Source organism: Rhodophyticola sp. CCM32 (assembly GCF_004751985.1).
Lineage (GTDB): Bacteria > Pseudomonadota > Alphaproteobacteria > Rhodobacterales > Rhodobacteraceae > Rhodophyticola.
The window spans coordinates 2077691-2103031 of the sequence record NZ_CP038492.1 but is presented as its reverse complement, the minus strand read 5'-3'; the positions used below and the strand labels follow the sequence as shown (position 1 = coordinate 2103031).

Sequence of the window (25341 nt, the reverse complement as noted above, 5' to 3'; positions counted from 1 at the left end):
TGGCCAGTGCCGCCCGCTTGCATTTGTTCCCTTTATGTTCCAGAATTGCCCACCCCGGCACAGCTTCTGAGTCCCGCCATGTCACAGCGTGTATCGACCCTGTTTTTCGACATGGATTCCTATTTTGCCTCTGTCTGTCAGGCAGAGGAACCCGCGCTGATCGGGCGGCCCGTGGGGGTTGTGACAACCGATGCGCCGGGGGCCGCCCTGATTGCCGCCAGCCGCGAGGCGAAAATCTGCGGTATCGGTTTTGGCACCCGCGCCGCCGAGGCGCGGCGCCTGTGCCCGGATATCGTGTTTCGCGCCGCGCAGCACGATGTCTGTGTCGCCTATCATCATCAGATCCGCGATGCGGTGGAAACGGTTCTGCCGATCCATACCGCCCATTCGGTGGACGAATTTTCCTGTCTGCTGATGGGGGAACAGCAGGAGCTTGGGCGCGCGCGGGAGATCGGGCTTGCCCTGCAACAGGCCATCGCGGGTCATGTGCATCCGGCGCTGACCGCCTCGGTCGGGGTGGCGCCAAACAAGCTTCTGGCGAAGGTGGTGGCCGAAATGTCCAAGCCGAAAGGGCTGGGCTGGATCACGGCGGAAGAGCTGCCGGGCAAGATATCCCATCTGCCGCTTTCCAGGTTTCCGGGCATTTCCAAAGGGGTGCTGGCGCGGCTGGACCGGGCGGGCATTCACGACGCGGCGGGGCTTTATGCCCTGACGCCGAAAGCGGCGCGCCATCTTTGGGGCAATGTGGAAGGGGCGCGGTTTCTGACGCAATTGCAGGGCGGCAGGGTGATCTATCCGCCGACCCGGCGCAGTTCGCTTGGCCATGGGCAGCGGCTGGTGCCGCAAAACCGCACCGCGCAGGGCGCGCGGCTGGTGGCGCGGCGTTTGCTGGTCAAGGCGGCCTCCCGCCTCAGACGGGAGGGGCTGCTGGCGCGGTCGCTGCATATCAGCGCCAGTTGCGACCGTTGCGGGCGGCAGTCAACGGGCGATACCATGATGGCGACGCAGGACACATTCACCCTGCTGCGAACCTTCGGGCGCTATTGGGACCGGTTGGAGCTTGCCGCCCCGCGAAGCGTTTCGGTCATGCTGGCCGGGCTGGTGCCGATGAGCGCCCATATGGCCGATCTGTTCGAGGCACGCAGCGCGGGGGAACAAAGCCGGAGCGAGCGATTATGCTCGATGATCGACGGGCTGAACGCGCGGTTCGGTCAGGACACGGTGCGCTTTGGCGAGTTGCCACCGCACAAGGTGCCCTTCACCGGCGCGAAAATCGCCTTTCAGCGGGTGCCCGACCGGGCGGAGTTTCACGAATAGATCACTGCGTCTCTTCGATGCGGATCGGCATATTGTCGATGGCGCGGGTGATCTCGCGCACATCTCGGGGCGAGGGGCGGCGCAGATTGACGGTGCCGTCCTTGTCCATCAGCACCAGGGCAAAACCGCGCGGGCGCAAGGCGCGCCGGATGTCAGAACCGGCATCGGGATCGGTGTCGAAGATGATGACCACATCCCGTTCCAGCAGCGGATCAGGGCGCGCGGCCAAGAGCGCCATCTGCTCGCGAAATCTGGGGTCTGCATCGGTATCGGCAAACACCACGATGGGCCGCGCAACCCAGAGAAAATCGTCAAGCTCCAGACCGATCGCGGATCGCGGCTCCAACGGGTCCACGATTTCGGTGGCCCCGTCGGTGACGGTGCCCTGGTCCATGGCCACATCCTGCGACAGGGCCGGTAGCCCAAGAAACAGTGCAAAACCAAGGGCTAGAAATGGTATGGAACTTGCGCGCATCACTCCTCCGTCTGTGTCAGATATAGGGGCTGGTCGGGGGAAAGCGAAGGCTTTCGTGACCTTTGGTCATCCGGATCGTGTCGATTGCGGGATGTATCGCGAACTCAGGCAGCTATTGGCGGCTAAAACGCTGCACGACGGGGCACCGCCGCCGGACGGGACGGGCCGGGGGATCAGCACCCAAACGACGGCGCGGGCTGTGACAGGATAAGGAAGAGGACACCCACATGACCAAGAAAACCGATGCCTGGCATGCGCTTGCGGAGAAAGAGCTGCGCGATCGCGCGCCCGATGATCTGACCTGGAACACATTGGAAGGCATTCCGGTCAAGCCGCTTTACACCGCGACCGATACGGACGGTCTGCCGCATATGGGCGGCATCCCGGGGGAGGCGCCCTTTACCCGCGGGGTGAAGGCGACGATGTATGCGGGCCGCCCCTGGACGATCCGGCAATATGCCGGGTTCTCCACCGCCGAGGAATCGAACGCGTTTTACCGCAAGGCGCTGGCCGCCGGGCAGCAGGGGGTATCGGTGGCCTTCGATCTGGCGACCCACCGGGGCTATGACAGCGACCACCCCCGTGTGCTGGGCGATGTGGGCAAAGCCGGTGTGGCCATCGACAGTGTCGAGGATATGAAAATCCTCTTTGACGGCATCCCTTTGGACAAAGTTTCGGTCTCGATGACGATGAATGGTGCGGTGATCCCGATCCTGGCGAATTTCATCGTCGCAGGCGAGGAACAGGGCCATGACCGCGCGGTGCTTTCCGGCACCATTCAGAATGACATCCTCAAAGAATTCATGGTGCGGAACACCTATATCTACCCGCCCGAACCCAGCATGCGGATCATCGCGGATATCATCGAATACACTTCTGACGAAATGCCGAAATTCAACTCGATCTCGATCTCGGGCTACCACATGCAGGAGGCCGGGGCGAACCTGGTGCAGGAACTGGCCTATACCATTGCCGATGGCCGCGAATATGTTCGTGTGGCGCTGGAGCGCGGCATGGATGTGGACAAGTTCGCAGGTCGCCTGAGCTTCTTTTTCGCCATCGGGATGAATTTCTTCATGGAGGCCGCCAAGCTGCGCGCCGCCCGGTTCCTGTGGCACCGGATCATGACCGGTTTCGGTGCCAAATCCGAACGGTCCAAGATGCTGCGGACCCATTGCCAGACCTCGGGCGTGTCCCTGCAGGAACAGGACCCCTATAACAATGTGGTGCGCACCGCCTATGAGGCGATGAGCGCGGTTCTGGGCGGCACGCAAAGCCTGCACACCAACGCGCTGGACGAGGCGATTGCCCTGCCCACGGAATTCGCGGCCCGGATCGCGCGGAATACCCAGTTGATCCTGCAGGAGGAAACCGGGGTGACCAATGTGGTCGACCCGCTGGCGGGCTCTTACTATGTCGAGGCGCTGACCGCTGATCTGATCGAACAGGCCTGGGCCCTGATCGAAGAGGTGGAAGAGATGGGGGGCATGACCAAGGCGGTCATCTCGGGCATGCCGAAACTGCGGATCGAGGAATCCGCGGCCAGACGACAGGCGATGATTGACCGGGGCGATGAGGTGATCGTGGGCGTCAATAAATACCGCCTGGCCGAGGAAGACCCGATCGACATTCTGGATATCGACAACGACGCCGTGCGCGAGGCGCAGGTGGCGCGGCTGGAGCAGATCCGCAGCACGCGGGATGCAGCCGCATGTGACGGGGCCCTTGCCGCGCTTGAAAATGCGGCGGCAACCGGCACGGGCAATCTTCTGGCATTCGCGGTAGAGGCCGCCCGCGCCCGGGCTACAGTGGGGGAAATCAGCATGGCGATGGAAAAGGCATTTGGTCGCCACCGGGCCGAGGTGAAAACCCTCGCCGGTGTCTATGGCGCGGCCTATGAGGGCGATGAAGGCTTTGCCGCCATCCAGGCGGATGTGGAGAAATTTGCCGAAGATGAGGGCCGCCGCCCGCGCATGCTGGTGGTGAAAATGGGCCAGGATGGCCATGACCGGGGCGCCAAGGTCATCGCCACCGCCTTTGCCGATATCGGGTTCGATGTGGATGTGGGCCCGTTGTTCCAGACGCCCGAGGAAGCCGCGCAGGATGCCATCGACAATGATGTGCATGTGATCGGTATTTCCAGCCAGGCCGCAGGTCACAAAACCCTGGCACCCAAGCTGATCGCGGCACTTGCCGCCGAGGGGGCAGGCGACATTATTGTTATCTGCGGCGGCGTCATCCCGCATCAGGATTACCAGTTCCTGAAGGAAGCGGGGGTCAAGGCGATCTTCGGGCCCGGCACCAATATTCCCGAGGCCGCAAAGGATATCCTGAACCTGATCGGTCAGGCGCGGGGCTGACTGGGGCGGGGGCGGCCGATGATGAAAGGTTATGAGCTTGCGCCCGGCGGCACCGCCGGGCAGCGCCCGAACCGCCCCCACGGGGCGGGCGCTTCTCGCCCTCCCCTCGGTTCGGGCGCGGCCCTTTATGTTCATACAAACAGGTTCCGGAATTTGTAGTGTTTCAGGTAAAATCCGAAACGCTATAGCAGAAATCGTTTAAAGCACCCTGCCTGAAACTTGAATCACAAATACCCTGCCACGCTTCGCGTTCTCGGGACATTTGTGATGCGCGATGTCTCAGGTTTAAGGCAGCATGCTGTAATCTGAATCAAAATTCCCTGCCTCTCGATCAGCAAACTGCTGATACCGAACGCGAATTTCGATGGGCGATGGTGCAGAATGAAACGATTTCGCTCTATAGAAGGGCGTTCAGATCAGCCGGCCCCACAGGTCATATTCGCTGGCCTCATCCACCTCGACGGTGACGATCTGCCCCGGTTCCAGCGCTTCAAACCCCGCGTCGATGAAAAGATTGCCGTCAATCTCGGGCGCGTCTGCTTTGGTGCGGCAGGTTGCGCCCTCGGCATCAACCGCGTCGATGATCACCTCGATCTGTTGCCCCAGCTTCGCCTCAAGCCGGGCCGCAGAGATTGCCTGCGCCTTTTCCATGAACCGGGCGAAACGCTCTTCCTTGACCTCTTCGGGCAGATGATCGGGCAGGGCATTTGACCGTGCGCCCTCGACATTTTCGTATTTGAAACAGCCAACCCGGTCGAGCTTTGCCTCGTCCAGCCAGTCAAGCAGGGTCTGGAATTCGGCTTCCGTCTCTCCGGGGTAGCCGACGATAAAGGTGGATCGCAGGGTGATATCCGGGCAGATGGCGCGCCAGGCGGCAATCTCATCCAGGGTTTTCGCAGCAGCGGCCGGGCGCGCCATGCGGCGCAGCACATCGGGATGGGCATGCTGGAACGGGATATCGAGGTAAGGGAGAAGCCCGTTCGACGGGTCCGCCATGATCGGGATCAGCTGGCGCACATGGGGGTAGGGGTAGACGTAATGCAACCGCACCCAGGCCCCAAGCGCCCCCAGATCGCGGGCCAGATCGGTGATATGGGCGCGGTGACCCCGGTCTTCCGCATGGCGGATATCAACGCCATATGCCGAGGTATCCTGACTGATCACCAGCAGTTCCTGCACCCCGGCCTCTACAAGTTTTTCCGCCTCCCGCATCACCGCGAAAGCGGGACGCGAGGCCAGCCGCCCGCGCATATCGGGGATGATGCAGAATTTGCATTTGTGGTTACAGCCCTCGGATATCTTCAGATAGCTGTAATGGCGGGGCGTCAGGCTGACACTGCTGCCCGGCAGCAGGTCGATGAACGGGTCGGGGGCGGGCGGCACGGCGGTGTGCACCGCATCCAGCACCTGTTCATATTGATGCGGGCCGGTCACCGCCAGCACTTTGGGATGGGTGCCGGTGATATAGTCAGGCTCGGCCCCCAGACATCCGGTCACGATCACCCGGCCGTTTTCGCGGAGCGCTTCACCAATCGCGTCCAGGCTTTCGGCCTTGGCGCTGTCAAGAAAGCCGCAGGTGTTCACAATCACCGCCTCGGCCCCATCATAATCAGGCGAAATCGCATATCCCTCCGCCCGAAGGCGGGTCAGAATACGCTCACTGTCGACCAGCGCCTTGGGGCAGCCAAGAGAGACCATGCCGATGGTGGGCTGGCCCGGTCGGGCGTCGCGTGGCACATGGGCCCGGGCTAGATCCGGGCGGAGGTCTGGCGGGTTCTGGCTCATAAGGGTGCCAGATAGCGGCTGAGACGGCGCGGGGGAAGGGCGCTTTTGATAGGCAGTTGATCAGCAAGGGTACGTCTTTGCCCATTTTCCCCCTGAGCAAAGCCGCAAAGGGCTGTTTCCGTTTGCCAAGGCGCGCTAACCCGTTTCGGGTCAGCCTTGGATCGAAAAAAGCGGCCTCTCGCCTTTGGCTCGAACGCGGTTTTCGATACTGTCTGTTTCAGGGTAAACCCGAAAGCTATAGGTTTGAGTCGTAACGATAAGGACAGGTGATGCGGTGGATTTTCCGAACAATTCTGGCGCTTCTGATCCTCGGGTTGCTGATCATAGGGGCGCTGTTGTCGATTCCGGCGGAACGGATTGCCGCTTTGGCGGCGGATCGTCTGGAACAGGCCACAGGCCGGCCCGTGCAGATCACCGGCGGTATCCGGCCAAGCTTTACGCCCTATCTGGGGGTCCGGGTCGCGAATGTGCAGATCGGCAATCCTGACTGGGTCACGGATGGCCCGATGCTGACAGCCGAGGCGCTGAACCTGGGTGTAAGCTGGCAGGCCTTGCTTGCCGGGCGCATTCAACTGGAACAGGCCCGGCTGGAGACGGCCCGGCTGGTTCTGGTGCGCGCGGCGGATGGGCGCGAAAGCTGGCGCTTTGAGGATGCGGAAGAGGTCTCTGACACCGGCACAGACACATCCACCGGGACCGAAGACAGCGGCGGCGGCGGCATTCTGGCAAGCCTTGGCTTTGATGCGGCCATGCTGCACGATGCCTCCCTGTTGTATCGAGATCTGGGGACCGGGCAGGAATTTCGGGCCGATGCGCTTGATCTGACCCTGCGTCTGCCCGAAGCCGGAGGAGCCGCCAGTGTCGAGGCCAGCGGCAGGGTCAATGGCAGTGACCTGACCCTTGAGGCCTCGGTCGCGGGCATCGCCGCCTTGCTTGACGGCGCGGTACAGTCGGTGACCGTCCATCTGGGCTGGGATGGGGGCGATCTGAGTTTTGACGGGCGTGCAGGTCTGGCCCCGGCCGCGGAAGGCGAATTGCGTTTTGCCGCCCGTGATCTGGGCCCATTGATGGCCGTGGCAGGTCAGGCCGCACCGGTTCTGCCACAAGGCCTTGGCCGGGAGCGGATTGAACTGGCGGGCAATGTGGTTCTGGCCTCAGAAGGCTCCCTGCATCTGCGGGGTGGGGATATTTTGCTGGATGACCACCGGTTCGAGGCCGATCTGGATATGCTGCCGGGGGATGAGCGCTGGATGCTGAATGGTGCGCTGATCGGCGGTGACGTGGATTTAAGCGCGATAACCGGCGGTGAGACCCAAAGCGGTGCCAGTAGCGGCGGTGCCAGCAGCACCAGCGCTGGCTCCGGCTGGTCCCGGGACCGGATTGATGTCAGCGGCTTGTTTGCGATGGATGCAGAGCTTTCCGTAGCCCTGGAGCGTCTTGATCTGGGTCTGGCGGTGCTGGATGGGGTCGATCTGCGTACAAATCTGGATCGCGGGCGTCTGGTGCTTGGGCTTGATCGGATCGGGGCCTATGGCGGTACGCTGTCGGGCGAAGTGGTGGTCAATGGGCGCGGCGGCCTGTCTTCCCGTGTCAATCTGGCGTTTCGGGGTGTGGCGCTGACCCCGCTGTTGTCGCAGCTTGCAGGTTATGACCGGCTGGACGGGCGGGGGGATATCGCGCTGAATGTGCTGGGCGTCGGGGATGACATGAACAGCCTGATGCACAGTCTGGATGGCAGCGGTTCGGTCACTTTCGGCCAGGGCGCCATTCTGGGGTTTGATCTGGCCGGTATGATCCGAAATTTCGACAGTTCCTACCGGGGGGAGGGGGCGCGGACGGTCTATGACAGTCTGGTGGCCAGTTTCACAATCACCGATGGCGTGTTGCGGAATGAGGATCTGGCACTGGCGGCCCCCTGGGGCCGGGTCACCGGTGCGGGCAGCACGGATATCGGGGCGCAAAACGTGGATTACCGGGTGATCCCCGCCGTCATGCAGGATGATGATGGCAGTGGCGGGCTTCGGGTGCCGATCCTGATCACCGGGCCATGGGCCGATCTGAGCTTCCGCCCTGATCTGGCCTATATCGCCGAGCAGGAGCTTGCGGAACAACGCGAACGGCTGGAGGCGGCAGCGCGCGAGCGGCTGCAAGCCGAGCAGGACGCGCTGGAACAGCGGTTGCGGGATCAGGCCAGAGATGCGCTTGGCGTCGATGTTGAGAACGGTCAGGGCGGGGAGGGAATCGAGGATGCCCTGGAAGATCGCCTGCGCGATCAGGCCGAGGAACAGCTGCGGCGGATTTTCGACTGATCGGCGGGCTGTTGAACGTCAGACGGTTTTGACCTTCACGTCATCAACTAACCCAGAATCGGGAAAGCAGACCTTGGCGCTGGATGCAGCGAAAGAGGAAAAAGAGCCCAAAGGGACAGATGCTGCACTTTGAACAAATGTCCGCACAGGCGAAGTTATGAGGTAAACTAAGTCAGCCCGCGGTACCACTTGGCCAACTCAAAAACCCCTCTTTTCGAATATCTCGGATTCTATCTCATCTTCACTTCGAAGGTAGAGGTTAAATTCCTTTGGGTGCGGTCTGTACGGCTCCGGCTTTGGAGCATTATCGATCACATACTGGATCACTAGGCTAATGTCGTTGGTTAGTATCGGTACAGCCTCTTTGAACGCTGGATATGAGGCCACTAGCCCGTAACTCGTTATCAATGCCGCACCGATCATTTTGAAGCGACCGACAATGCTACCCTCGAAAACATCTTCTAATTCGAGTGTCAGTGATTCAAGCGAAACCTCGTAACCCGATGTCGCAAAACCAGTTTCGCTGCCAATCACGGTAGCAAGGCGCTCATTGATCAGCGCCCCTATTTCCATAGCAACTAGCTCAGCAAGATCCTCGTCGATCTCTTCTAATGAGACACCTTTGAAGATGACCTCGGCATGCCCGAGAGTGATGACCTCCGGCTCAGGTTGCGGCTCATACATTTCAACCATTGCCATTTAGACACCCATTCATTTTTCCGCCTTGAACGACATGTTCACACAAGGCATTCCAATTTTGAAGCGGCTATTGGCGCAAGTGTCGCGAACGGCAGGTTTGTCCCGCACTGCCGATCTCGGCTCGGACCGCGCAGAACGTCTGGTCTGAGCTAGAATTTCTTGACGTTTGGGCCATTATTGCATGACGGGCAAGGCGTAAGGATTCAGAAACTCGCCCGATATTGAATCAAAGGTGTGCGGTGTTCCAAAGCGGGTTGTTGCCGCTCTGCGATTTCGGCTCTGGTCAGTAGGGGGCATGCTCGGCTAAAGGCAGCGTATGATACGTTGCATCGCCATCCTGACGCTTCTGATTTTGCTGACTGCCTGTGGCCGGTCCTCTGCCCCGGACGCATCTGTGCCCGGGCTTTACCCGAATGAGACGCCGGCCATCCGCGCTTTGATCAATGAGAATGCCGCGCGCTATGATGTGCCGCCGGCGCTGATCCACCGGGTGATCCAGCGGGAAAGCGATTATCGCCCGGAGGCGCGCAATGGTCCCTATTACGGGATGATGCAGATATTGCCCGCCACCGCGCGGACCATGGGCCATCAGGGCCCGGCCTCCGAATTGCTCGATCCTGATACCAATCTGCGCTACGGGGTGCGGTATCTGCGTGGCGCCTGGCTTTTGTCAGACGGGGATTTCGATACCGCCGTGGGCTGGTATGCGCGCGGTTATTACTATGAGGCGCGCAACCGCTGCATGCTGGTGGAAACCGGGCTGCTGGATCGGGAAATCCGGCGGGATTGCCGGTAGGCAAATGTCGCTATCGGTTGCCCGGATTGAAATTCTGATCCACCCCGCATCACCCTCCCGCCCGGCGGCACCGCCGGGCAGCGCCCGTACCGCCCCCACGGGGCGCGGGCGCTTCTCGCCCACCCCTCGGTGCGGGCTCTGCCCTCCGCGTGATGTATATCCTACCGCCGCCGGTCCCGTCTGCTGCTCATCGGCTGGAAGGCCACGCCCACATGGGCCTCGCAATAGGGTTTGCCCTGTTGCACCGGCAGGCCGCAGAAATAGAAATCATCCGTGGCCGGATCGCCGATGGGCCATTTGCAGGTCCGCTCGGTCAGTTCCATCAGGTTGATGCGCTTGGCGTGTTTCTCAACCTCATTGACCTTGGCCAGCGCCTCGGGGCTGATCTCATTGGCCGAGGGTTGCGGCGGCAGCGGCTGGCCTGCGGGCACGATCGGTTTGCGCAGCGGCGTGACGTTGTTCGCGCGCGCAGGCGCGGTTTCGGCACGGGCCGGTTCAGTCTTGGGGGCCGCTTTCGGCGTGGCCGGGGCGGCTTTGGCGGCCGGTTTCGCAGCCTCTTTCGCGGGGGCGGATTTTGCCGCCGCACCACTGGTGGCCCGGTTTGACAGACCCAGACGATGCACCTTGCCGATCACCGCATTGCGCGTGACGCCGCCCAGTTCCTTGGCGATCTGGGAGGCCGATTGACCTTCGCCCCACATCTTCTTGAGTATCTCGACGCGCTCGTCGGTCCAGGACATGGATGCCCCTCCTGCTCGTTTATGCACATGGCTCGGTGCGCCACGGCCCTTGCATATGGGCCCGGGACCAGCGAGTTGGAAGACCTATCCTATCGCGTCTGAGGGAGTGGATACAAGGCGATGACGAGCAAAATACCAACAATGATGACAGCAGAGGGTTTTGGTGGCCAAACCGGCATGGGCGTGCGTCGCTTTGGCCGGGTCAACTGGCTGGGTCTCTACACGCTGGCCAAGCGCGAAGTGATGCGTTTTGTCGTGGTCTGGACCCAGACGCTGCTCGCGCCTCTGGTCACGGCGGGGCTGTTCATTCTGATCTTCTCGCTGGCCATTGGCGGGCAGCGCGGCGATGTGATGGGGGTCAGCTTTCTGCATTTCATTGCACCGGGCATCCTGATGATGACCGTTATCCAGAACGCATTCGCCAATACTTCATCGTCGATTGTCATCGGCAAGGTACAGGGCAATATCGTGGATACATTGATGCCGCCGCTCAGCCCGCTGGAACTGGTTCTGGGCTATATCATCGGCGGGGTCTTGCGCGGCCTGCTGGTGGCGCTGGCGGTGACGGTCATCATGTTCCCGGTCATCGGTCTGGGCGTGGCGCATCCGCTCTGGGCACTGGTCTTTGTGATCCTTGGCAGCGCGTTTCTGGGCGCCCTGGGCATTGTCGCGGCCATTATCGCACAGCGGTTTGACCAGATTGCCGCGATCACGAATTTCATTGTTGTCCCGCTCAGCTTTCTGTCGGGCACATTCTATTCCATTGCGGCCCTGCCGGGCTGGTTGAATAGCATTACCCACTGGAACCCGGTTTTCTATCTGATCGACGGGGTGCGTTACGGTGTTCTGGGCGTATCTGACAGTACGCCATGGCTGGGTCTGGGGGTTGCGTCGGGGGCGACACTGGCGGTGATGGCGCTGGCATGGCGGTGGTTCAAAACCGGGTATCGGCTGAAATCATGAAAACGGGTTTGTTCGGTCTGATGATGGGGGTTGTGATGACAGGCACAGCATGGGCAGATGACCTGCAAAGCCTGGCAGATGGGTTGGTCACCCACGATCTGATCCCCGGTGCAGTTGTCGGGCTGGCCGAGGCAGAACGGCTGGACTGGGCTGTGGCGGGTCTGCGCATCGCGGGTCGGGATGAACCGGTTGCGACCGGGGATCTCTGGCATCTGGGATCCCTGACAAAATCAATGACAGCGATGGTGGCCGCGCGGCTGGTCGAACGGGGGCTGATTGGCTGGGATGACAGCGCGGGCGAGGTTCTGGGCCAGGACGACCTGCCGGGCAGTGCGGCGACACTGGAGATGCTTCTGACTCATCGCTCCGGCATCGCGGCCAATCCGGGGCGGTGGGGGATGATGACCCTGCCCCGGAACTGGACAGAGACCGATCATCATGCCGACCGCCAGACGTTGGTCGAGGAGGTTTTGACCTGGCCCTTGGCCGAAACACCGGGAACGTATCTTTATTCAAATATGGGCTATGTCGTGGCAGGGCAGATGCTGGCCACGCGCGCAGGGACAAGCTGGGAGGCGTTGATCATCGCCGAGCTGTTTGAACCTCTGGGCCTGGACAGCGCGGGCTTCGGCCCGCCAGGATACGCAGCGCCAGACACGCAACCATGGGGGCATCGCCGGGGGTTCGGGGGGCGGCTTCGGCCCGCTGACCCGGCGACAGGGCCGGATAATCCGCCGGTTTTTGGCCCTGCGGGATCGGTTCATATGAACGCCGGGGACATGCTTGCATATCTTCGCGCGCATCTGCTGCGCGATGACCGCTATCTGAGCGCGGAAAGCTGGGATCGGTTGCATATACCCCCCGAGGGCGCGGATTATGCCATGGGATGGCTTGAATTGGAGCCGGGCCGATTGGCACATAACGGGTCGAACACCTTCTGGCTGGCGATGGCATGGCTTGATTTTGAAGTGGGAAGGGCCCTGTTCGTGGCGGCGAACTCAGGGTTTCTGGAGCAGATTTCTCCGGCTTTGACTGAGGCAGGACTGACGGCAGCGGCGTTGCCTTAGGGGCGGCGATGCACGGTTTCGCGCCAGACCAGAAGGGCCGCGCCGCCGATGATAATGGCTGCACCTGCCAGGCTGATCCCGTCAGGTATGACGTTGAAAATCAACCGGTCATAGAGGGCGGCGAAAACCAGAGTCAGATATGAAAACGGGGTGATGAAACTTGCATCCGCCTGTCGCAGGGCGCTGAAAAAGCAGATCTGCGCACAGGCCATGATCAGGCCCAGACTGACCAGAGCGCCCCATTGTGCGACAGTTGGCGGTTGCCAGACAGCGATCACTGCGAGGCTGGACAGGATCATACCAAGCGTATTGTTGATCAGCAGAACCTGCAGCAGTTTTTCGCGCCCCGAGAGGCGTTTGATCAGAATGATCTCCAACCCGGTGAACAGGGCGGCGCCAAGGGCCAGAAACGCGCCCGCCTGCATGGTCGTGCTGCCCGGGCGGATCAGCAGCATCGCGCCGGTCAGGGCAATCGCGGCAGCCAGCCAGCGCCAGGGGCCAACCCGTTCGCCAAGCAGCGGGATCGCCAGAATCATGCCGAAGACCGGGCTTAGAAAGCTGATCGCGGTCGCATCGCTGAGCGGGATTGCGGCAGCGGCAGCGAAAAGCAGGCTGACCCCGGCCCATCCGCATAAGGTGCGGGCAATGTGAACGCGCATATCCGGCCGGGTAAAGCGCGGGCGCAGAACCACAACAGCGCTGACAACCGCAACCCAGGCAAAAAGAAACCGGCCATGGCTGACCTGAAACGGGTGCAGCGCAGGCCCAAGCGTATCGGTGCCGAGCGCTTTGGCCAGAAGTGTGGTCGCGGCAATGAACACCGTGGCCAGAAGCATGAACCCCACCGCGAGAACCGGGTTCTGCGGGATTTTCGCGGCGGTGGGGGCGGCGGTATCGCTCACACGCCCAGGCACCAGCGCAGAATGGCCTTTTGGGCATGAAGGCGGTTTTCAGCCTCGTCGAAAATCACCGACTGGGAGCCATCCATCACAGCGCTTGTCACCTCATCCTCGCGATGGGCGGGCAGGCAATGCATGAACAGCGCCCCGGGCCTGGCCCTGGCCATCAGCGCGTCATCCACCTGATAGCCGCGCAACTGATTATGGCGGCGTTCCTTGGTTGACTGGCTGTCATGCATGGACACCCAGGTGTCGGCCACCACCAGATCGGCGCCTTCGACGGCCTGGGCCGGGTCACGGATGATCTCGATATTGGCCCCTTTGGCGCGGGCCTCGGCAATGAAACCCGGCTCCGGGTCCAGGGGTTCGGGCCCGGTGAAGGTCAGATCGAAGCCGAATTGCCCGGCGGCATGGATGAAACTGGAACAGACATTGTTGCCATCCCCGGTCCAGACGATTTTCTTGCCTTTGATCGGGCCGCGATGTTCTTCGAAGGTCATCACATCGGCCATGATCTGGCAGGGATGGGTGCGGTTGGTCAGCCCGTTGATCACCGGCACGCTGGCGTGGTCTGCCATTTCCAGCAGCACGTCTTCCTCGAAGGTTCTGAGCATGATCAGATCCACATAGCGCGACAGCACGCGGGCGGTATCGGCAATGGTTTCGCCATGGCCAAGCTGCAGATCGGTGCCCGAGAGGACCATGGATTGCCCGCCCATCTGGCGCACGCCCACATCAAAGCTGACCCGGGTCCGGGTCGAGGGTTTTTCGAAGATCAGCGCGACCATATGGCCGGCAAGGGGCTGGTCATCATCCATCATGCCTTTGGGGCGGTTGCCACGGGCGGTTTTCATGACGCCCGCCTGGTCGATCATCTGTCTGAGTTCGGCGGGGCTGGTTTTGTTGATGTCGAGAAAATGTTTCATATCGGTCGCTTGTGGTTTGCCGAGGGGGCGAGGGGGTTTGCCACCCCCTCGCGCTCCCCCGCGCGTATTTTCAACAAGAAGAAAGCAGGGCGGGGGGTGCCGGTCTGGCCATCTGTCGTCGGAACAGCATCACCAGAACCCGGTCACCATCGCCGCAATCGCGTTCTTCCACCGGGTCGAAACCTGCGGCGGTATAGGTGACGATGGCCCGGGTATTTGTCGGGTCCGGGTCGATGGCGACGGCCCGTGTGCCCGTGCCCATCAGGTCAGTGGCGCGTTGGCGGAGATAGGCCCGGGCATGGCCTTTGCCAAGGAAGGCAGGGTCCCCCAGAAAGGTATCCATGGCGCGGGCATCGGCGGGCAGATCGGCGAAATGCGGGGCGGGCCAGTGATGGGCGGGGTAATCCTGCACAAAGGCAAAGGGATGCCCGTCCAGCGCGACAATCCGCATATCGGTGGGGCCGTTGTCGATATCTTCCTCCATCAGCGCGATTTCGGCAGCGGCCTTGCCCCACCAGCCGCCGATATGGGGCTGGCTGAGCCAGATTTCGATCAGCGGGTAATCGGCGCGGGTGAGCTTGCGGAACGTATAGGTATTATTATTCTGCGGCATCATGCATCTGCGCCTCCAGCGCGGTTGCGGCCCGGTCAAGCCGGTCGATCCCTTCGGCAATCTCTGCCTCTGTCAGGGTCAGGGGCGGCAGCAGGCGCACCACATTATTGCCTGCCGGGACGGTCAGCATGTCCTGCGCATAAGCGGCGTTGATCACATCGAGATTGGGTGTCTTGCAGACCAGACCCAGCATGAAACCGGCCCCGCGCACCGTCTCGAACACCTCGGGATGGGAGGCTACCAGCCCTTCGGCCCGCTGGCGGAACAGCCCGGCGCGACGGTTCACATCTTCCAGAAAGCCCTCACCGGTGATCACATCCATCACCGCGCTGGCCACGGCGCAGCCAAGCGGGTTGCCGCCATAGGTGGAGCCATGGGTGCCGGGCGTCATGCCGACCGCCGCCGCTTCGGTTGCCAGCAGTGCTGCGATCGGAAAGCCGCCCCCGATGCCTTTGGCGATCATCATGATATCCGGTGTGATGCCGGCCCATTCATGGGCAAAAAGCTTGCCTGTCCGGCCCATGCCGCACTGGATTTCATCAAGGATCAGCAGCAGGCCGTGGCTATCGCAGATCTCCCGCAGCTCTTTCAGATCCTGATCGGGCACCGGGCGGATGCCGCTTTCGCCCTGAATCGGTTCGATTATGATCGCGCCCACATCGGGCCGCGCGGCGGCCATGCGCAGCGCCTGGGTGTCGCCAAAGGGCAGGTGGATGAACCCGGGCAGCAGCGGGCCGAAACCTTTGGTCAGTTTCTCGGCCCCTGCGGCGGAAATCATGCCGGTGGACCGGCCGTGAAACGCGCCTTCGAAGGCGATGATCGTGCTCCGGTCAGGCTGACCGGTTTCAGACCGGTATTTGCGGGCCATCTTCACGGCCAGTTCACCGGCCTCGGTGCCGGAATTACAGAAGAACATGGTGTCGGCGAATGTATGTTCCACCAGCTTTTCCGCCAGTTCCTGCTGTTGCGGCACCGTATAGAGATTGGAGGTGTGCCAAAGCTGGTCTGCCTGCGATTTCAGGGCATTGACCAAAGCCGGATGCCTATGGCCCAGGGCCATCACCGCAACGCCACTGGCGAAATCCAGAAACCGTCGGCCATCTGCCTCCACCAGCCAGGCCCCTTCGCCTTTGACGAAGGAAAGCGGTGCGCGGGAATAGCTGGGAAGAACCGGCGATATCATGACCATCTCCGAATGAGGGATTGCAGGAAGACCCGGGCTTGCCCGAAAGCCTGCATCAAGTCAATTCAAGGCAGGTTATGTTCCATCAGTGATCTTCATGATGAGGCAGGTGGTGGAGCCGGTGGCATAGAGCTTTCCATCCTGGGCATCTTTGATCGTGCCCTCCGCCACCCCGGTGGAGCGGCCCGCATGGCTGGTGATGCCTTCGGCCAGAACCTCCATGCCCACGGGGATCGGGCGGATGATATTTATCTTGTATTCCAGGGTCGTATAAACCGAGCCTTTGGGCAGTTTGGTCATCACGGCGCAGGCCATGCAACTGTCAAGCACGGTGCCGTACCAACCGCCATGAACGGTTCCCATCGGGTTTGTATGATCGAAGGAGGGGGCGCCGCGAAAGACCACGCGGCCGTCTTCGACGATATCCAGATGATACCGCAACCCTTTGGAAATGGGGGGGACGGGCAGGGCGCCGTCGCGCATGGCTTTCATGAAGGCCAGCCCGGACATGGAGAGAAGCTGTTTGGTGTCGACAGCCTCGTCGACAGATTTTGTATGGGGTCCAGTGCCCATGACGCCCTCCGCTGTGTTGATCACTGTACCCAAGCCGGGGTGAGGGCGCGGCGCAAGATGATGCTTGATGTGACGTGGCGTAAATATGTTGATCCGGACCGCGCGGGGCCGAATTCTTGAGAAGTCCGGTGATGCCGGGGCTACGCCACCTCGGCCAGGGCCTGTTTCGGGGTCACGCCAAGGGCCGCACAGACATCGCGGGTCAGTTCCGGTGCGTTCAGCGTGTAGAAATGCAGATCGCTGACGCCGCCCTCGATCAGGTCGGTGCACAGTTCGGAACACAAGGCGGTGGACAGCAAAGCCTCCCGCCCGTCGCGTTTTGCGGCGGTGAACGCCTCGTCCAGCCAGGCCGGGATCACCGCCCCGCAACTGCTGGCAAAGCGGCGGATCCGGGCCCAGTTATGGATTGGCAGGATGCCGGGAATGATCGGCGCGGTGATGCCCGCCGCGGCGCAGGCATCGCGGAAGCGGAAGAAGGTTTCCGCCTCGAAGAAAAACTGTGTGATGGCGGAACTTGCGCCTGCGTCGATCTTGCGTTTCAGAAACGCGACACAGGCCGCCATGTCGGGCGCATCGGGGTGCGGATCAGGGTAGGCGCCGACGCGCAGGGTGAATTTGCCGGTTCTGGCCAGCGCCTCGATCAGATCGACGGAGCTTGCAAACCCGTCCTTATGGGGGGTGAAGCCGCCCGTGCCTTTCGGCGGGTCGCCGCGCAGGGCGACGATTTGCGTCACCCCGGCTTCCGCATAGCTGTCGGCAATCGCGAGTGTTTCGGCGCGTGTTGCGTCCACGCAGGTCAGATGCGCGGCCACGGGTACGCCGAAATTCGTATCAATCGCCTTCACCGCCTCATGGGTCAGTTTCCGCGTGGTGCCGCCCGCACCATAGGTGACCGAGACGAATTCGGGCGCCAACGGGGCCAGGACCCCAAGCGTGTCCCACAGCCGAAACGAGGCCTCCAGCGATTGCGGAGGGAAGAACTCGAAGGAAACGGACGGGACGGTCATGGCGATTGTGATCCTTGAAATGTCGGTAAGTGATGTCGCATAGAGGGAATGTGAAGACAAACTCATAAAACTCATCATCTATATGAGGCATATATGCATCTGGAGTTTCGCCACCTGCGCACGATCCGTGCGATCCATCAGGAGGGTGGGCTGGCCAAGGCCGCCGATACGCTGCACATCACCCAAAGTGCGCTGAGCCATCAGATCAAGGGTCTGGAGGCGCAGGCGGGGGTGGAATTGTTCGTGCGCCGGTCAAAGCCGATGCGCCTGTCGCCAGCGGGGATGAAGCTGCTGCGCCTGGCCGAGGAGATATTGCCCCGGATCGCGGCGCTGGAGGACGAGTTTGACGGTCTGCGCGCGGGTAAATCGGGGCGGCTCCATATCGCGATTGAATGCCATGCCTGTTTCGATTGGCTTTTGCCGGTATTGGAGGGGTTCCGCACCGCCTGGCCGGATGTGGATGTGGATATTCGCCCCGGGCTTCAGTTCGAGGCGCTGCCCGCGCTGTTGCGCGAAGAGGTTGATCTGGTAATCTCCTCCGACCCCGAGGACCTGCCGGGCATAGATTTCACCCCGCTGTTCGATTACGAGCCGGTTTTCGTTGCCTCGGCCCAGCATCCGCTGGCCGCGAAACCCTTTATCGAGGCAGAGGATTTTCGCGACGAATTGCTGATCACCTACCCGGTGGAGCGGCCGCGGCTGGATGTGTTCAGCCAGATGCTGATCCCGGCTGGGATTGAACCGAAAGGCATCCGGCAGGTGGAATTGTCGGCGGTCATCCTGCTTCTGGTGGCCTCGAACCGGGGGGTATCGGTCCTGCCCGATTGGGTGGTGCGCGAATTGCGCAACAACAGCAGCTATGTCACCCGGCCGCTGACCGAGACCGGCCTGACCCGGCGGCTTTACGGGGCAACGCGGGGCGATGATACCAGCAAACCCTTCATGTCCCATGTTCTGAAGCTTGCGCGGACCGAGCCGCTTAAACTGCAACGCAGCTAGGCAGGGGTAAGACCCGGTTGCACGAGGTGGTGTGTGACCGGTGCCTGCGTGGCGGCTTGCCTGTGCCGTGTTGAGGGCCGGGGCGCCCGATTGCGCCTTGGCAGCACGCGCCGACGGGTCTATAGCGCGGGCTTATCTTCAAAGGGGCCGGGCCATGCAGGGCAGCGCAAATCTCAATGTCATGATCAAGGCCGCCCGGTTGGCGGGGCGATCCCTGGTCAAGGATTTCCGCGAGGTGGAAAATCTGCAGGTCAGTGCCAAGGGCCCGGGCGATTTTGTGTCCAAGGCCGATATGGCCGCAGAACATATCCTGCGCGAAGAACTGATGGGCGCACGGCCCAATTACGGGTTTCTGGGCGAGGAAAGCGCCGAGGTCGCGGGCATCGACCCGACACGGCGCTGGATCGTTGACCCGCTGGACGGGACCACGAATTACCTGCACGGCATGCCCCATTGGGCGGTTTCCATCGCCCTGGAATACAAGGGTGACATTGTCGCTGGCGTGGTCTTTGACCCCGCCAAGGACGAGATGTTCTATGCCGAAAAGGGTCAGGGCGCCTGGCTGAACGACAATCACCGGCTGCGGGTTTCGGGCCGTGCCAAGATGATCGAAAGCGTCTTTGCCACGGGCGTGCCCTTTGGTGGCCGGAAATACCTGCCCGCCACCCTGCAGGATCTGGGGCGTCTGATGCCGCAATGTGCCGGTGTCCGGCGCTGGGGCGCGGCGTCGCTTGATCTCGCCTATGTGGCTGCGGGCCGGTATGAGGGTTATTGGGAACGGGGGCTGAATGCCTGGGATATTGCCGCCGGTATTCTGATCGTGCGCGAAGCGGGGGGGCTGGTGGAGCCCCTGCGCGAGGATCAGAATCTGCTGGACGGCGGGCAGTTGATTGCGGCAAACGCGGCGATGTTTGACAGTTTTGCCAAACTGATTCGCGAGCGGCCTGCTGCCTGAGACCCTCGCCTGAGATCCTCACCTCATGGATCAGGTCGGGTTTCGTTCGGTCAGCATCTGCTGCGCGATCCCTGCCAGCGCCAGATAGATCGAAGCGCCTGCAACCACCAGTGTCAGAACAGGGTTCGGGGCGAAATTGGTCCAGGCGGCCCAGCCAATGCCGAAGGTCCAGATCAGCGCAACCGGCAGGGTGACCATCTGCCAGCGTCTTGTGCGCACCGGATGGACGAATTTCAGCGGCAGGAACATGGCCACGCTGAGTATCAGCACCAGCGCCAGTGTCACCCAGACCCCCGGGGTCATCACCAGCAGCGCCAGCACCAGCATGTTCCAGCAGCCCGGAAAACCCGAAAAACTGTCATCTGCGGTTTTCATCCGTGTATCCGAGAAATAGAGCGCGCTGGCAAAGGGGATCAGAAGCACCGCCAGCCATCCGGTCCAGCCGGGCAACAGCCCCGAGGCATAAAGTGCATAGGCGGGGATCACCACATAGGTCAGAAAGTCGATGATCAGATCCAGAAGTTCGCCATTGATCTCCGGCGCATGTGTCTTGACCTGAAAATGCCGGGCAAGCGGCCCGTCGATGCCATCCACAACAAAGGCCACGGCCAGCCACAGCGCCATGATATCCCATCGCTGCTGCATCGCCTCCAACAGCGCCAGCATGGCCAAAGCCGCGCCGATGGCAGTGACCCCATGGACCAGAAAGGCGGAAAACCGGGCATTCATGAAAATGTCATGACGCAAGCGGGGCGCCGCTTCAATGGTCAAATAAGTGCGATAAGGGCCTCAGGCTTTGGGATGGGCGTTGCGATAGACCTCCATCAGGCGGGCGGTATCCACCGCTGTATAGGCTTGCGTGGTTGTCAGGGAGGCATGGCCAAGCAGTTCCTGAATGGCTCTCAGATCGCCGCCTGCATCCAGAAGATGGGTGGCAAAGCTGTGCCGCATTGCGTGTGGTGTGGCGGTTGCGGGCAGGCCAAGCTGCATCCGTGTCTGCGCCATCGTCTTCTGGACCTGACGCGGGTTCAACGCGCCGCCCCGGATGCCGCGAAACAGCGGGCTGCCCGGGTCCAGCCGATGCGGGCAGAGCCTTGCATAGGTGGCAACCGCCTGTCGCGCGGCGGGCAGAACCGGCACCTCGCGTTCCTTGCTGCCCTTGCCAAACACGCGCAGAACCTCGCCAAGTGGCAGGGTCGCGCCGGTCAGGCCAAGCGCTTCGGAAATGCGCAACCCGCAGCCATAAAGCAGGGTGATGACCGCCAGATCGCGGGCGCTGACCCAGTCGCGGCCATCCTGCATGCCCATGGTCTCCATCATGTCCCGCGCGGCGGTTTCGGCCAGTGGGCGGGGCAGGGGGCGCTGGAATTTCGGTGCGCGGGCGGCGAATATGGCGGTGGCTTCAAACCCGTCCCGCTCGGCCCACCAGCGATAAAAGCTTTTTACAGCGGATAATTGCCGGGCGAGAGATCTTGCCCCCACGCCGCGCCCGCGTTCATGGGCCATCCAGGCGCGCATATCGCGAATCCCAAGCGCTTGCAGCGGGGCCAGCCCCAAAGCACCCCCGTGATGCTGGGTCTGAAACGCCAGAAACCCGGTCAGATCGCGCCCATAGGCGTCAACCGTGGCCTCTGCCGCGCCATCAAGGGCTGCGGCATGGGCCAGCCAGTTTTGCAGAAGGTCCCGGGCGGCAGGGCTGATCGAAAGGGTCATCTGCCCGTCCTCAGTCCAGATATCTCCGCATCAGCCGTTCGAAGGTGCCGTTGAAAAAGGTCAGCAAATCGGTGCCCTGGCTGGGGCGGAACTGATGCGGATCCTCGGCCCCCATGATCAGAAGACCGGGCAGACGGCCCTCCCCCAGATCAAGCCGCAGCAAGGCTTCGGATTTGATCCAGTCCGCAGCGGTGCCATAGATCACATCGGAACTGTCGCCGACCTGGCGCAGGGTGACGGAACGTTGCGGCACATCCCGCCCGCCCGTCAGGTACTGATCGACGAAACCGGGGGCGACGATGCTCAGCAAATCCTCAAGCTTCTGCACACTGGGCGCGCTGGTTTCCGTGGCCTCGGCGCTTTCCAGCACAAGGCGGATGCGATCAACGCACAGGATGCCGGCCACATCCGTGCCAAGCGTCTTGAGGAATGCCTCGAAATCGGGCTGATCCAGCAGGGCCAGAATGGCGCGGTGGATCTGGTTGGTGCCCGAGAGGTTTTCATAAGCTGCGGCAATCACCGACCGATGGGTATCCTCCAGCCGGTCCAGCCGGTTTTCCAGCCGTTCCATCGCGATCCCGCGCATATCGACGATATTGCCGCCCATCTGCCGGTCATTGGCTGCAATCAACGCCCGCATCAGGTCGCGGTCTTCCAGAACAAGCTCAGGGTCGCTCAACACCCGTTCGCGCCAATCACTCAATATATCTACAGTATCGCCCAAATTCATACTTGCGCCTCAGTCGTTTTTATTGGTTGGCGACAACCTTACACGATATTTACAGGATTTTCTGCCCCGTTTTTTCCCAATCCGCCATGAAGCCTGCCAGACCCTTGTCGGTCAGCGCATGGCTGGCCATGGATTTGATGACACCGGGCGGCGCCGTGGCGACGTCGGCGCCGATCAGGGCGGCGTCTTTCATGTGGTTGGCTGACCGGATCGAGGCGGCAAGGATCTGCGTCTCAAACCCGTAATTGTCATAGATCGTGCGGATATCGGCGATCAGGTCCATCCCGTCGAGGTTCAGATCGTCCAGCCGCCCGATAAAGGGGCTGATAAAGGTCGCGCCCGCCTTGGCGGCAAGCAGGGCCTGATTGGCCGAGAAACACAAGGTTACATTGACCATTTTGCCTTCACCCGACAGCGTTTTGCAGGCTTTCAGCCCGGCCCATGTCAGGGGCACTTTCACGGTGATATTTTCGGCGATCTCCGCCAGCTTGCGACCTTCGGCGATCATCGCATCGGCCTCCAGCGCGACCACTTCGGCGGAAACCGGGCCTGCGACCAGATCACAGATTTCCCTGGTCACTTCCAGAATGTCGCGCCCTGATTTCAGGATCAGCGAGGGGTTCGTGGTCACACCGTCGACCATTCCCAGATCGTTCAACTCGGCAATCGCGTCAATATCTGCGGTGTCGACAAAGAATTTCATCGCAATGGTTCCTTTCAGGTGGCAGCCGTGATCATCTGACGATCTCTTATCGCAAGGGCCGCCAAGCGGAAAGACATGAGCCAAGACTATTTCGCAGAAGGAGAGCTGGTGGGCGTTCTGACCACCGAGCCGCTGGACCGGGTGCTGGACTATAAGGCGCCCGAAGGCGGGTGCTGGCTGGGCGCGTTTGTCGAGGTGCCGCTGGGCCCGCGCAAAGTGCTGGGCGTGGTCTGGGATCAGGGGCGTGGCGATTGGGATATGGCCAAGGTACGGTCCATCCGCCGGGTGCTGGATGTGGCGCCGATGCGGGAGGAGTTGCGGGCGTTTCTGGAAAAGGCCGGCGCCTATACGCTGACCCCCTTGCCCGCGATGCTGCGGCTGGCGACCCGCGCGCCGGGGCTGTCCGACCCGCCCTCGATGCGGAAAGTCTATCGTCTGGGCGCGGGCCTGCCCGACCGGATGACCGATGCGCGGCGGCGGGTTCTGGCCACGCTGGAAGACTATGGCGGGCTGGCCTTCACCCTGAAAGAATTGTCTGACATGGCGGGGGTGACTGCTTCGGTTGTCAAAGGTCTTGCAGCCCAGGGTGCCGTGGAAGAGGCCGATACCCCCCGCGATGCACCCTTTCTGCCGCTGGACCCGGCGCGGCCCGGCAAAACCCTGACGCCGGATCAGGCCGAAGCCGCAAACCTGTTGCGGGCCGCTGTCAGCGCAGGCCGTTATGGCACCACGCTTTTGAAGGGCGTCACCGGGTCCGGCAAGACAGAGGTCTATCTGGAGGCTGTTGCCGCCTGTCTGAAAGCCGGACAGCAGGCGCTGGTGCTGTTGCCCGAAATTGCGCTGACCTCGGAATTCCTCACCCGGGTGGAGGACCGTTTCGGCGCGAAACCGGCAGAATGGCATTCCGGCGTGACCATGACCGAACGCCGCCGCTGCTGGCGGATGCTGGGGCAGGGGGCGGCGCAACTGGTGGTGGGTGCACGTTCTGCCCTGTTCCTGCCGTTTCGGGACCTTGGGCTGATCGTGGTCGATGAGGAACATGATACCTCTTACAAGCAAGAGGATGGGGTGCTTTACAACGCCCGCGACATGGCGGTGTTGCGTGCCTCGATCAACGGGGCGCAGGTGGTGCTGGCCTCGGCCACGCCATCGCTGGAATCCTGGGCCAATGCAGAGGCGGGGAAATACACAAGGTTTGATCTGACCGCCCGGTTCGGCGCGGCGGTGCTGCCGGAAATGCGGGCGATCGACATGCGGGCCGAGGATTTGCCCGGCAATGCCTGGATTTCCCCCAGCCTGCAGACGGCGGTTGCCCGGCGTCTGGCAGCAGGCGAACAATCGCTTTTGTTCCTCAACCGCCGGGGCTATGCGCCGGTCACCATCTGCCGGGCCTGTGGCCATCAGGTGGGATGTGACAATTGCGATGCGCGGATGGTCGAACACCGGTTTCAGAAACGCCTGATGTGCCATCAATGCGGGGCGACCAAACCGATGCCGCTGGTCTGCCCGAACTGCGAGGCTGAAGGCAAAATGGCCGCGATCGGCCCGGGGGTGGAACGTTTGGGGGAAGAGGCCGCCGCGCTGTTCCCGGACGCGAAACTGGCGGTGCTGTCTTCTGATCTTTTCGGGTCTGCCCGGGCCCTGAAAGCACAGATCGAAGAGATTGCCCAGGGTGAGACCGATATCATCATCGGCACGCAACTGGTCGCCAAAGGCCATAATTTCCCCCGGCTGACGCTGGTGGGGGTGATTGATGCCGATCTGGGTCTGCAGGGCTCTGACCTGCGCGCGGCTGAGCGGACGTTTCAGCTTATGCGCCAGGTGTCGGGCCGGGCCGGGCGGGTGGACACACCCGGCGTGGCGCTGATGCAGAGCTTCCAGCCGGAACATCCGGTGATCCGTGCGATCCTGTCCGGTGACGAGGAAGGGTTCTGGCAGGCCGAAGCGGCGGAGCGTGAACAGGCGGGCATGCCGCCCTATGGCCGGATGGCGGGGGTCATCATCTCTGGCCCCGATGCGGCGGCGGCCTTTGATCTGGGCAGTCATCTGGCTCGCAATGATGCGCCGCTGCGTGCGCTTGGGGGCACGGTCTATGGCCCGGCGCCCGCGCCGATTGCCCGCATCCGGGGGCGCCACCGGGTGCGCTTGCTGGTGAAAGCGCCCAAGGGCGTCGCCCTGCAACCGGCCATTGCCCAATGGGTGGGCGGGTTTAAACTGAAGGGCGGGCTGCGGCTGGCCGTCGATATCGACCCGCAAAGCTTCTACTAGTTTTGGGCGTCGCCCTGAAATTCTGCAACGCATATGGATTGCACAGAGGGCAGAGCCCGTACCGAGGGGAGGGCGAGAAGCGCCCGCCCCGTGGGGGCGGTACGGGCGCTGCCCGGCGGTGCCGCCGGGCGGGATGGTGCTGGGGTGCTGCTTCAGGATTTCAGGCCGAAGCTATAAACAGGTTCCGCTAAAATCGGTTCCCTTGTCCGGTCTGCGCCGCTATGAACCGCGCACCATTAGATGAGAAGGGACACCAGGCCC

General features: G+C 62.0%; 23 protein-coding genes. 9 read left to right on the top strand and 14 right to left on the bottom strand.

Annotated features, from left to right (window positions below; genetic code table 11):
* Positions 1-78 precede the first annotated feature (78 nt).
* The gene (locus E2K80_RS10135; protein WP_135374904.1) at positions 79-1317 is read left to right on the top strand and encodes a Y-family DNA polymerase; all 1239 of its coding nucleotides are present in this window, start codon (positions 79-81) and stop codon (positions 1315-1317) included.
* A 1-nt stretch (position 1318) separates the two neighbouring features.
* On the opposite strand, the gene E2K80_RS10130 is transcribed toward E2K80_RS10135, so the two are convergent.
* On the bottom strand, positions 1319-1792 hold the full coding sequence (locus tag E2K80_RS10130; protein ID WP_135374903.1) for a DUF4174 domain-containing protein: 474 nt from the start codon (positions 1790-1792) through the stop codon (positions 1319-1321).
* 227 nt (positions 1793-2019) lie between these two features.
* Between E2K80_RS10130 and scpA the strand changes: the two genes are divergently transcribed.
* The gene (gene scpA / locus E2K80_RS10125) at positions 2020-4152 is read left to right on the top strand and encodes a methylmalonyl-CoA mutase (protein ID WP_135374902.1); all 2133 of its coding nucleotides are present in this window, start codon (positions 2020-2022) and stop codon (positions 4150-4152) included.
* A 411-nt stretch (positions 4153-4563) separates the two neighbouring features.
* Here the strand turns inward: scpA and rimO are convergent, their stop codons facing one another.
* Complete coding sequence (rimO, locus tag E2K80_RS10120) at positions 4564-5937, bottom strand: 30S ribosomal protein S12 methylthiotransferase RimO (RefSeq protein WP_135374901.1); 1374 nt, start codon at positions 5935-5937, stop codon at positions 4564-4566.
* 269 nt (positions 5938-6206) lie between these two features.
* Here rimO and E2K80_RS10115 point away from each other — a divergent pair, with 269 nt between their 5' ends.
* On the top strand, positions 6207-8246 hold the full coding sequence (locus E2K80_RS10115; RefSeq protein WP_135374900.1) for an AsmA family protein: 2040 nt from the start codon (positions 6207-6209) through the stop codon (positions 8244-8246).
* Between the two features lie 198 nt (positions 8247-8444).
* Here the strand turns inward: E2K80_RS10115 and E2K80_RS10110 are convergent, their stop codons facing one another.
* Entirely contained in the window at positions 8445-8945 is a 501-nt protein-coding gene (locus E2K80_RS10110) for a hypothetical protein (protein ID WP_135374899.1), read from the bottom strand.
* A gap of 316 nt (positions 8946-9261) precedes the next feature.
* Here E2K80_RS10110 and E2K80_RS10105 point away from each other — a divergent pair, with 316 nt between their 5' ends.
* Entirely contained in the window at positions 9262-9741 is a 480-nt protein-coding gene (locus E2K80_RS10105; RefSeq protein WP_135374898.1) for a transglycosylase SLT domain-containing protein, read from the top strand.
* Positions 9742-9902: 161 nt separating this feature from the next.
* Here the strand turns inward: E2K80_RS10105 and E2K80_RS10100 are convergent, their stop codons facing one another.
* On the bottom strand, positions 9903-10481 hold the full coding sequence (locus E2K80_RS10100) for a GcrA family cell cycle regulator (protein ID WP_135374897.1): 579 nt from the start codon (positions 10479-10481) through the stop codon (positions 9903-9905).
* A 141-nt stretch (positions 10482-10622) separates the two neighbouring features.
* Here E2K80_RS10100 and E2K80_RS10095 point away from each other — a divergent pair, with 141 nt between their 5' ends.
* The gene (locus E2K80_RS10095) at positions 10623-11444 is read left to right on the top strand and encodes an ABC transporter permease (protein ID WP_238475486.1); all 822 of its coding nucleotides are present in this window, start codon (positions 10623-10625) and stop codon (positions 11442-11444) included.
* Entirely contained in the window at positions 11441-12511 is a 1071-nt protein-coding gene (locus E2K80_RS10090; RefSeq protein ID WP_168193159.1) for a serine hydrolase domain-containing protein, read from the top strand. Before E2K80_RS10095 ends, E2K80_RS10090 begins: the two co-directional genes overlap by 4 nt.
* On the opposite strand, the gene E2K80_RS10085 is transcribed toward E2K80_RS10090, so the two are convergent.
* The 6 genes from E2K80_RS10085 to metF all read right to left on the bottom strand — a co-directional run bounded on the left by E2K80_RS10085 (position 12508) and on the right by metF (position 17712).
* Positions 12508-13347 (bottom strand): DMT family transporter, encoded by an 840-nt coding sequence (locus tag E2K80_RS10085; RefSeq protein WP_135376565.1) that lies wholly within the window; start codon positions 13345-13347, stop codon positions 12508-12510. The two genes, E2K80_RS10090 and E2K80_RS10085, sit on opposite strands and share 4 nt — an antisense overlap.
* A 62-nt stretch (positions 13348-13409) precedes the next feature.
* Positions 13410-14336 (bottom strand): ornithine carbamoyltransferase, encoded by a 927-nt coding sequence (gene argF, locus E2K80_RS10080; RefSeq protein ID WP_135374895.1) that lies wholly within the window; start codon positions 14334-14336, stop codon positions 13410-13412.
* A gap of 70 nt (positions 14337-14406) precedes the next feature.
* Positions 14407-14952 (bottom strand): GNAT family N-acetyltransferase, encoded by a 546-nt coding sequence (locus tag E2K80_RS10075; RefSeq protein ID WP_135374894.1) that lies wholly within the window; start codon positions 14950-14952, stop codon positions 14407-14409.
* Positions 14936-16132, bottom strand: coding sequence for an aspartate aminotransferase family protein (locus E2K80_RS10070; RefSeq protein WP_135374893.1), 1197 nt, complete (start codon positions 16130-16132; stop codon positions 14936-14938). Before E2K80_RS10070 ends, E2K80_RS10075 begins: the two co-directional genes overlap by 17 nt.
* A gap of 75 nt (positions 16133-16207) precedes the next feature.
* A complete protein-coding gene (locus E2K80_RS10065; RefSeq protein ID WP_135374892.1) occupies positions 16208-16705 on the bottom strand; it encodes a PaaI family thioesterase in 498 nt (165 codons plus the stop codon).
* Between the two features lie 140 nt (positions 16706-16845).
* Entirely contained in the window at positions 16846-17712 is an 867-nt protein-coding gene (gene metF / locus E2K80_RS10060; RefSeq protein ID WP_135374891.1) for a methylenetetrahydrofolate reductase [NAD(P)H], read from the bottom strand.
* A gap of 93 nt (positions 17713-17805) precedes the next feature.
* Between metF and E2K80_RS10055 the strand changes: the two genes are divergently transcribed.
* Positions 17806-18711 carry a LysR family transcriptional regulator gene (locus E2K80_RS10055; RefSeq protein WP_135374890.1) on the top strand — a complete coding sequence of 302 codons (906 nt, stop codon included), beginning with the start codon at positions 17806-17808 and terminating at the stop codon, positions 18709-18711.
* A 154-nt stretch (positions 18712-18865) separates the two neighbouring features.
* Positions 18866-19666, top strand: a complete 801-nt coding sequence (locus E2K80_RS10050; protein ID WP_135374889.1) for an inositol monophosphatase family protein — start codon at positions 18866-18868, stop codon at positions 19664-19666.
* Positions 19667-19696: 30 nt separating this feature from the next.
* On the opposite strand, the gene E2K80_RS10045 is transcribed toward E2K80_RS10050, so the two are convergent.
* Genes E2K80_RS10045 through fsa form a run of 4 tightly spaced genes read right to left on the bottom strand, consistent with a single transcriptional unit; the run spans position 19697 to position 22812 of the window.
* A complete protein-coding gene (locus tag E2K80_RS10045) occupies positions 19697-20395 on the bottom strand; it encodes a CDP-alcohol phosphatidyltransferase family protein (RefSeq protein WP_135374888.1) in 699 nt (232 codons plus the stop codon).
* Positions 20396-20455: 60 nt separating this feature from the next.
* Complete coding sequence (locus E2K80_RS10040; RefSeq protein ID WP_135374887.1) at positions 20456-21379, bottom strand: tyrosine recombinase XerC; 924 nt, start codon at positions 21377-21379, stop codon at positions 20456-20458.
* Between the two features lie 10 nt (positions 21380-21389).
* Positions 21390-22109 (bottom strand): DUF484 family protein, encoded by a 720-nt coding sequence (locus E2K80_RS10035; protein WP_135374886.1) that lies wholly within the window; start codon positions 22107-22109, stop codon positions 21390-21392.
* A 49-nt stretch (positions 22110-22158) separates the two neighbouring features.
* On the bottom strand, positions 22159-22812 hold the full coding sequence (fsa, locus tag E2K80_RS10030; protein ID WP_135374885.1) for a fructose-6-phosphate aldolase: 654 nt from the start codon (positions 22810-22812) through the stop codon (positions 22159-22161).
* Positions 22813-22887: 75 nt separating this feature from the next.
* Here fsa and E2K80_RS10025 point away from each other — a divergent pair, with 75 nt between their 5' ends.
* A complete protein-coding gene (locus E2K80_RS10025) occupies positions 22888-25080 on the top strand; it encodes a primosomal protein N' (protein ID WP_135374884.1) in 2193 nt (730 codons plus the stop codon).
* The last annotated feature ends 261 nt before the right edge of the window (positions 25081-25341 follow it).

Excerpts from the sequence above, each read along its gene's own strand:
- E2K80_RS10105 (WP_135374898.1), top strand. The coding sequence starts at position 9,262 with ATGATACGTTGCATCGCCATCCTGACGCTTCTGATTTTGCTGACTGCC.
- argF (WP_135374895.1), bottom strand. The coding sequence starts at position 14,336 with ATGAAACATTTTCTCGACATCAACAAAACCAGCCCCGCCGAACTCAGA.
- E2K80_RS10040 (WP_135374887.1), bottom strand. The coding sequence starts at position 21,379 with ATGACCCTTTCGATCAGCCCTGCCGCCCGGGACCTTCTGCAAAACTGG.
- E2K80_RS10055 (WP_135374890.1), top strand. The coding sequence starts at position 17,806 with ATGCATCTGGAGTTTCGCCACCTGCGCACGATCCGTGCGATCCATCAG.
- E2K80_RS10090 (WP_168193159.1), top strand. The coding sequence starts at position 11,441 with ATGAAAACGGGTTTGTTCGGTCTGATGATGGGGGTTGTGATGACAGGC.
- metF (WP_135374891.1), bottom strand. The coding sequence starts at position 17,712 with ATGACCGTCCCGTCCGTTTCCTTCGAGTTCTTCCCTCCGCAATCGCTG.
- E2K80_RS10050 (WP_135374889.1), top strand. The coding sequence starts at position 18,866 with ATGCAGGGCAGCGCAAATCTCAATGTCATGATCAAGGCCGCCCGGTTG.
- E2K80_RS10100 (WP_135374897.1), bottom strand. The coding sequence starts at position 10,481 with ATGTCCTGGACCGACGAGCGCGTCGAGATACTCAAGAAGATGTGGGGC.
- E2K80_RS10070 (WP_135374893.1), bottom strand. The coding sequence starts at position 16,132 with ATGATATCGCCGGTTCTTCCCAGCTATTCCCGCGCACCGCTTTCCTTC.
- rimO (WP_135374901.1), bottom strand. The coding sequence starts at position 5,937 with ATGAGCCAGAACCCGCCAGACCTCCGCCCGGATCTAGCCCGGGCCCAT.
- E2K80_RS10135 (WP_135374904.1), top strand. The coding sequence starts at position 79 with ATGTCACAGCGTGTATCGACCCTGTTTTTCGACATGGATTCCTATTTT.
- E2K80_RS10045 (WP_135374888.1), bottom strand. The coding sequence starts at position 20,395 with ATGAATGCCCGGTTTTCCGCCTTTCTGGTCCATGGGGTCACTGCCATC.
- fsa (WP_135374885.1), bottom strand. The coding sequence starts at position 22,812 with ATGAAATTCTTTGTCGACACCGCAGATATTGACGCGATTGCCGAGTTG.
- E2K80_RS10085 (WP_135376565.1), bottom strand. The coding sequence starts at position 13,347 with ATGCTTCTGGCCACGGTGTTCATTGCCGCGACCACACTTCTGGCCAAA.
- scpA (WP_135374902.1), top strand. The coding sequence starts at position 2,020 with ATGACCAAGAAAACCGATGCCTGGCATGCGCTTGCGGAGAAAGAGCTG.
- E2K80_RS10035 (WP_135374886.1), bottom strand. The coding sequence starts at position 22,109 with ATGAATTTGGGCGATACTGTAGATATATTGAGTGATTGGCGCGAACGG.
- E2K80_RS10065 (WP_135374892.1), bottom strand. The coding sequence starts at position 16,705 with ATGGGCACTGGACCCCATACAAAATCTGTCGACGAGGCTGTCGACACC.
- E2K80_RS10110 (WP_135374899.1), bottom strand. The coding sequence starts at position 8,945 with ATGGCAATGGTTGAAATGTATGAGCCGCAACCTGAGCCGGAGGTCATC.
- E2K80_RS10095 (WP_238475486.1), top strand. The coding sequence starts at position 10,623 with ATGATGACAGCAGAGGGTTTTGGTGGCCAAACCGGCATGGGCGTGCGT.
- E2K80_RS10130 (WP_135374903.1), bottom strand. The coding sequence starts at position 1,792 with ATGCGCGCAAGTTCCATACCATTTCTAGCCCTTGGTTTTGCACTGTTT.
- E2K80_RS10075 (WP_135374894.1), bottom strand. The coding sequence starts at position 14,952 with ATGATGCCGCAGAATAATAATACCTATACGTTCCGCAAGCTCACCCGC.
- E2K80_RS10115 (WP_135374900.1), top strand. The coding sequence starts at position 6,207 with ATGCGGTGGATTTTCCGAACAATTCTGGCGCTTCTGATCCTCGGGTTG.
- E2K80_RS10025 (WP_135374884.1), top strand. The coding sequence starts at position 22,888 with ATGAGCCAAGACTATTTCGCAGAAGGAGAGCTGGTGGGCGTTCTGACC.